The sequence below is a fragment of the Roseiarcus sp. genome, assembly GCF_052145395.1.
Taxonomy (GTDB): Bacteria; Pseudomonadota; Alphaproteobacteria; order Rhizobiales; family Beijerinckiaceae; genus Roseiarcus.
The window spans coordinates 1-5,816 of the sequence record NZ_JBKQOT010000042.1 but is presented as its reverse complement, the minus strand read 5'-3'; the positions used below and the strand labels follow the sequence as shown (position 1 = coordinate 5,816).

Annotated in this window: 6 protein-coding genes; 1 reads left to right on the top strand and 5 read right to left on the bottom strand. The window is 61.0% G+C overall.

Translation table 11 applies throughout. The annotated features are described in order from the left end of the window. From ACLP25_RS01370 to ACLP25_RS01350, 5 genes are all read right to left on the bottom strand, one after another. Positions 1–612: DNA methyltransferase (locus ACLP25_RS01370; protein ID WP_442467458.1), on the bottom strand; the 612-nt coding region annotated here is incomplete at its 3' end. A gap of 1,251 nt (positions 613–1,863) precedes the next feature. Further along, complete coding sequence (locus ACLP25_RS01365; RefSeq protein ID WP_442467457.1) at positions 1,864–3,291, bottom strand: DNA-packaging protein; 1,428 nt, start codon at positions 3,289–3,291, stop codon at positions 1,864–1,866. Continuing rightward, a complete protein-coding gene (locus tag ACLP25_RS01360; RefSeq protein WP_442467456.1) occupies positions 3,288–3,608 on the bottom strand; it encodes a hypothetical protein in 321 nt (106 codons plus the stop codon). Before ACLP25_RS01360 ends, ACLP25_RS01365 begins: the two co-directional genes overlap by 4 nt. A 469-nt stretch (positions 3,609–4,077) precedes the next feature. Then, a complete protein-coding gene (locus ACLP25_RS01355) occupies positions 4,078–4,275 on the bottom strand; it encodes a hypothetical protein (protein WP_442467455.1) in 198 nt (65 codons plus the stop codon). After that, a complete protein-coding gene (locus ACLP25_RS01350) occupies positions 4,272–4,934 on the bottom strand; it encodes a hypothetical protein (protein ID WP_442467454.1) in 663 nt (220 codons plus the stop codon). The genes ACLP25_RS01355 and ACLP25_RS01350 overlap by 4 nt, the downstream gene beginning before the upstream one ends. 47 nt (positions 4,935–4,981) lie before the next feature. Between ACLP25_RS01350 and ACLP25_RS01345 the strand changes: the two genes are divergently transcribed. Continuing rightward, the coding region (locus tag ACLP25_RS01345; protein ID WP_442467453.1) for a hypothetical protein at positions 4,982–5,816 on the top strand (835 nt) is incomplete at its 3' end.

The window sequence follows — 5,816 nt, the reverse complement described above, 5'->3', positions numbered from 1 at the left end:
CTCGGCAATACTCTGGGGCAAGTCGTCCGCATCGTAGGGGGAGAACATTGCGTCCTCATCCCAATATCCTTCGCTCGTCTTTTGGTAGGCGAGAATAATATCATGATTGTTTGGGAGCCGCGTAGTCATTAGGCTTTTGCCCGTCGAGCGTTGCCAGATGATCTCGTTGCGGAAATTCTCGATTCCGAAAGTCGCATCCATCAGGCATTTTAAATAGTGGCTCGCGGTAGGATCGCAGTGCAGATATAGGCTCCCGGTAGGCTTTAAGACCTTGCGCAGTTCGATAAGCCGCACGGCCATCATTGCGAGGTAGGCCATCATGTCGTTTTCGCCGAGAAAGTCTCGCATAGCGCGGAGCATGTTGGCGGCCTCGGTGTTGCCGCTCTTTATCACCTCATCAAAGGCGCTCTCGGCGTGCTCATTCCAATGCCACGTGTCCTCAAAAGCCTCGATTTGAGCGTGGGACGCCTCGCCACTCGGCGCCTTGAACAGGACGTTATAGGAAGCGTTCGAGTTAAACGGCGGGTCCAGATAAACTAGGTCCACGGACTCAGGCGGGATCGCGCCGCTGCGCAAAACCTCAAGGTTGTCGCCGTAATAGAGCGCCCGCACCGAATCCTCCGTCCCCACGTGACAGGGAGGCCCGATAGACGGCAATTTGTCAAAGCGGGTCTCCTCGGCCTTTGCAGAGGCGCGTCCGCGCCGCCCATGGTGGAAGCGCCTTCTCGCGGGGAAACGGGCATAGTTCCGCTTTCCGCTATATTTCTCCGGCCCCATGGGGGCCAAGCGGATCAAGGGGCAGGGCGTCTCGTCCTCCGGGAGGCCATGCCTGTTCGCCTGTAGACCGTATCGCCTTGGCTGCTCGTTAGGTGAGCCACTCCCTCCGGCCCTGCAAACAACGCCTGCAGGCGGCTATGTGTATGCCGTTGTGCCTGGCCAAGGTCTGCAGAGGCAGCGACGACGCCAATCCTCTGCGGCTCGGAAAATCCCACCATCGCTGCGAATCGGCCCGGCTTACGGCCGACGCAACACCGTGGGGCAAAGAAGCCCGGTCGCCTTTTGGGTTTTGTGTGGAAGCCTCCGCCGCCTCGCAGGTCGCCAACTTAGGCTCGATCGGTCCTGACCAGAGGCCGGGTTTTTTCGCCAACGGGGGTCTGCGAGACGGACGGGACTGGCCTTCCCTCTATCCCGTGCGCCGCGTGACTGATTTGATCCCGGCCAGTCGGCATGAAAACTGGGTATTGAAAGCGAGCGGCCGGCCGGGCGGGGAGCCTACCGCGGTCGCGAAATTGCAGCTGGAATTTCTAGCGGCCTCGATGGTTCCCTCCGTGGAGGGAACCACTCTGCGCGGGCGCGCTGGGCGTGCGCGGCCTCGAGGGGCTCGATCGCGATCGGCAGCGATGGATTGTGGAGGGGGTCCAATGGGCCCCCACCTGCTTGGCTTATCGCCTCAGCGCGCCGCGCCGCCGACTGTCGCCGCAAGTATTCAGCGCGCCGCCGCGGCGTTTACTACCAGGGCTGGGCCGCCCCGCTGCCGTCGAGAGACCGGCGCCACTGGCTCCCGTCCCACGTGATAAAGCAGTTCAAAGTTGAGTCGATCACGGTAAATCCTGCGGATACACCTGTCGGGCGAGCCGCGTAAGTACAGGACCCGATAGGTGCGCCTGTGCCGCCGATCAGTAGCGCAACAGACCCGCTCGGCACGACAGTAACGTCGAACGAGCTACCACAGTTCGCCAGCGCTCCCGCCGGATTTGCATAGGGTCCAGTTGTCGGTGCGAGTACACGAATAGCTATTTCAGTTGTCCTCTAGTGTAGTTCACAGTTTCCCAGCCGGCCCATGCTAGGAGCGGCCGGGCCTCATCATGAGTCATTTCGACAATGCGGTCGTTTCCGATAACGACATGCCTCCCGCCAAACAATTGCGCTGCGCCTATTCCAAGGGGCGCGCGGAGCCGAATAATCGCGTCTTGGTCGTCTGGAGGTTGTGGCGATTGAGGCGGTTCCCTCATTTCCGGACAGCTGTTGATAGTAGGCCATGAATCCGGAACCGGCCGCCTCTTTGAGCATCAATTCGCTGATGCCCCAGACCAATGCGTCGACGCGATCGGGCGACTTGCTTTGCCCGGCGGTAAAGGACGTCATCTGGTCTTCGAGTGCGTCGAACATTCCGACATGATGAATGCGGCGCTGTTCGTATAAGGCGCTGACCGGCTCGGCCCTTGTGACCTTTCCTCTTGACGCATTGACGGGCGAGTAGGCGACATTCTGGTCGACGGTGCGCAGGGCCTGTTCAACCATCTGCCCGCCCTGATTCACCTCCGCAACGATCCGGTCAGCGGCGAAACGGTAATACCCTGCGATTGCCGCCCGCGCCCATTCTACAGGCGCGTACTTGCCCGAGAGGTCGTCGAGAACATATGCGTGACCGTCGGTACCTAAGCCACAAACAATGATGCCCGTCTCGTCACTGTCGTTGCCAGTAGAGACCGCGGGGTCGATCGCCACCACAATGCGCCGCAGCGCCGGCAATGCCTCTCTGGCAATGCGGCAGTCCTCTATCAACCCGAGATTCCACAATGCGCCCGGCGTGTCGTCGAGTAGCTCTGCGTTCACTTCCTGCCGGCCGAGTCTCGTCCCCTCATACCTTGATATCACCTGACTGAAAACGCCGGGCGCTAGATTGTCTCTGTTCGCGCAGGTCGTGTCCCTTGTCACGACGACGTCTTTCCCCTCGCGCTTCATGAGATAACGGAATAGGTCTGTTGGCTTTGGCGTTGTGGTGACGATTGCCTTTGGTCGTCGACCGAGTCGTAGGCCAAACATCGCCATGTCCCAGGTGTCTTTGGCGTTCTTCCATGAGGTCAATTCATCACAATATAAACCGTCATGCTGGGGCCCGCGGAGTCGCTCCGGCTCCTCCGATGAATACAACATCGCAATAGCGCCGTTCCTGAATGTGACGCGGCGCTTCGTTGGCTCATAGATCGGCCGCTCTGAGTCTGGAAAGACTGACACTAGTCCGCTCAGTCCCTCAACACAGACATCACGGCAATCTCCCGCAGTAGGCGCGATAATCCCGATGCGGCGGCATCTGCCGCTTTCGACCCATTCCTTGATCGTCTCACAACCGGCTCGCGTCTTGCCCGCGCCTCTCCCGCCCGCACCAATCCAGATATGCCAGTCGTCTCCAGGCGGCTCTATTTGCGCCGGTCGGCCGATCTCGCGCCAGCCGGGTTGAGCGTTGGCGATTCGATCGGCCAATTCCTGAAAGGCACCTTTGAGGCTCACGACGTTGCCACCTCGACGTCAACGGCCGAGCATTCGATCAGGGGAGGCGCAGGACGGGTTCTTCCCGATCGAGGCTGGAACCGTCCGTCGAAAGCAGCAACGCCCGTCAGCGGGGCTGCAGGCGCTTCCTCGATGCTTTTGAGCAAGTTGAGGATGTCGGACTTTACCGCGGGACCGTGGCTCTGCGCGATCCTCATCAGGCCGGCAGACAATGTCGCAAACTGCGGCGAGGCCGTCAGGATATTAGGCGTGATATTCATCTGCGACCCTTTTACAAGATCTCCTGTAATGCTTCCGAACAGGCGGATCGAGTCCATGCAGCGTCTGGACAGAACGCCAAAGGCGTGCTGGTCGTTTGCTTCGGCCGCCGCGATTAACCGGTTGAATATCAGACTAACGGCAACGCGCGCGCTGTCGATAACAGAGTGTCCCTCTTCCGCGGCGCGTGTCGAAAGTTCTTCCAGTTTTGCCGGCCCGCCGATAAGCTCGGCTTTCCTTTCCGGCTACACATGGTTGCCGACATGACGGGCCAGGGCGTCCTTTGAGGTGTTATACTTCTTCGCCAGACCGCGCAGCGATGCGCCCGAGACCACCTCAAGCTCAATCTGGGCGCGGTTTGGGTCGCAGCAAATTGTGCATTGACTTGGTCGAATCGTGCGGGTCGAGCGTCCGGTCGTCATGTCGTGTTACTCAATCGAAAAGGGCCGCTGGCGCGCATCCCTGTGAACGCGCCAGCGGATCGCGGAAAAGGCGTCGGCCTGAACGTGTTCGAGGCCCTCCCGCAATTCAAATTCGGCGCGGATGATTGAGCGCCTTGCGAATTTCGGCGAAAACGATCGCGTCGTCCCGAACCTTGACCAGTTCGGCGGCCAGCGTTCGTAGCTCGAGCCTCGCGGCGTCGGTTGCCCGGGTGTCCCCGGCAGCCTTGGCGGCCTCGTAACGGGCAAGCGCGCGATCGGTCTCGACCTGTAGACGCTTGCTCATCTTCCACGCCCGCCCGGGCGGCGAACCGCGGGCGACGCGGGCGCGGGTTGCTGGCGTGGAATTGGCAATTGCGTGAATGGGTCGAGCGGTCTACTCGGCAAAACCGGCGGCGGGGGATCGATTGTCGTGTAGGTGCCGCCGCTTTCGAGGAAGCCGTGTTCCTGGTGGCTGCTATCTTCATACTTCCCGACGATCTGTCCCGAGGCGTTGATGGCGTAGGCGGTAGTGTAAATGCTGTCTGGGAAATCGATTGTCGTGTAGGTGCCGCCGCTGTAGAGAAAGCTGTGGGGTAGGAAGTTGCTATAATAGTAAGCCCCGAGGATCTCTCCCGAGGTGTTGATGGCGTTGACCTGGGTCTCAACGCTGCCGGGGAAATCGATTGTCGTGTAGGTGCCGCCGCTGTAGAGGAAGCCGTAGTAGGTGCCGCTGCTAAAATAATTCCCGGCGATCTCTCCAGAGGCGTTGATGTCTATGACTGCAGTGCTCTGGCTGCCTGGGGGATCGATTGTCGTGTAGGTGCCGCCGCTTTCGAGGAAGCCGTGTTGCTGGTGGCTGCTATCTAGATAAGTCCCGTCGATCTCTCCCGAGGCGTTGATGGCGCGGGCTTGGGTGTAAGTGCTGCCTGGGGGATCGATTGTCGTGTAGGTATAGGTCGTCACGTTTTACCCTCCCATCAAATCGCGGCCGGAGCGTTAGCGGCGCTCTCATGCTCGCAATCGGCGCCATGCGCAGGTTCGCGCTGGTCAGCGCCAGCGAACTTGCCACTGCTGCCGCGGCCGAGCGTGTGGCGATCGAACAGATTTCCACCGACCTCGCCGCGGGTGCCAGAAGCGGCTACGGCGTCATCCTGCTGAAGACCGACTCGCCGAATCTCTGCGGCGTGGTGGCCGACAAGGTCGAAGCGCACAAGCTGCTCATCCTCAAGAATGCCGACAAGCTGACGTTCGACATGCGCCTTGCGCCCGTGCTCGCCGTCGAGTCGGCCGAGGACGCCTTTGTCGGCGCGCAAAAAGCCCAGTGCGGCGCCATCTATGCCTCGGCCGCTGACCTCAAGACGATCAGCGAGGGCCTGACCCGCGCCAACATTCCGTTTTCCTTTTCGAGTCTCTGGATCGCCCTCTCCGAACTCGACGCCAAAGACGCCGAGGTCGCCGAGAAGCACCGCATTGAGGTGCAACAGGCGGCCGAGCGGGCCCAAAAGGACGCCGATGAGGCTCGGCTGGCGGATCAGCGCGCCAAGGATCTCGGCGCGACTTGGGCGGCCCAGCAGGCGACCCTACGCACCCAATACGACGGGTCGGCCAAGGCCGCCGCGGCGGCGATCGTCGCCGACGTGACAAGCTGGGGAGAGAACCAGCGCGGCCCAGTCGGGGTCGAGTACCCGGACTACGCCGCCTGGCTCGCTGAGATGAAGGCGGACCGCTGGGAAATCATGACCACCGACTCCGATGTTCAGGACTACGGAACCTCGGATTTCAAGGGCCGCCCGCTGGACACAGCCTTCGCGCGCGTCACCATCCGGCTCAAGAATGCGATCCTCG

Bases quoted from the DNA above. Each gene is read 5' to 3' on its own strand.
- ACLP25_RS01360 (WP_442467456.1), bottom strand. From the start codon at position 3,608: ATGGACTCGATCCGCCTGTTCGGAAGCATTACAGGAGATCTTGTAAAA.
- ACLP25_RS01355 (WP_442467455.1), bottom strand. From the start codon at position 4,275: ATGAGCAAGCGTCTACAGGTCGAGACCGATCGCGCGCTTGCCCGTTAC.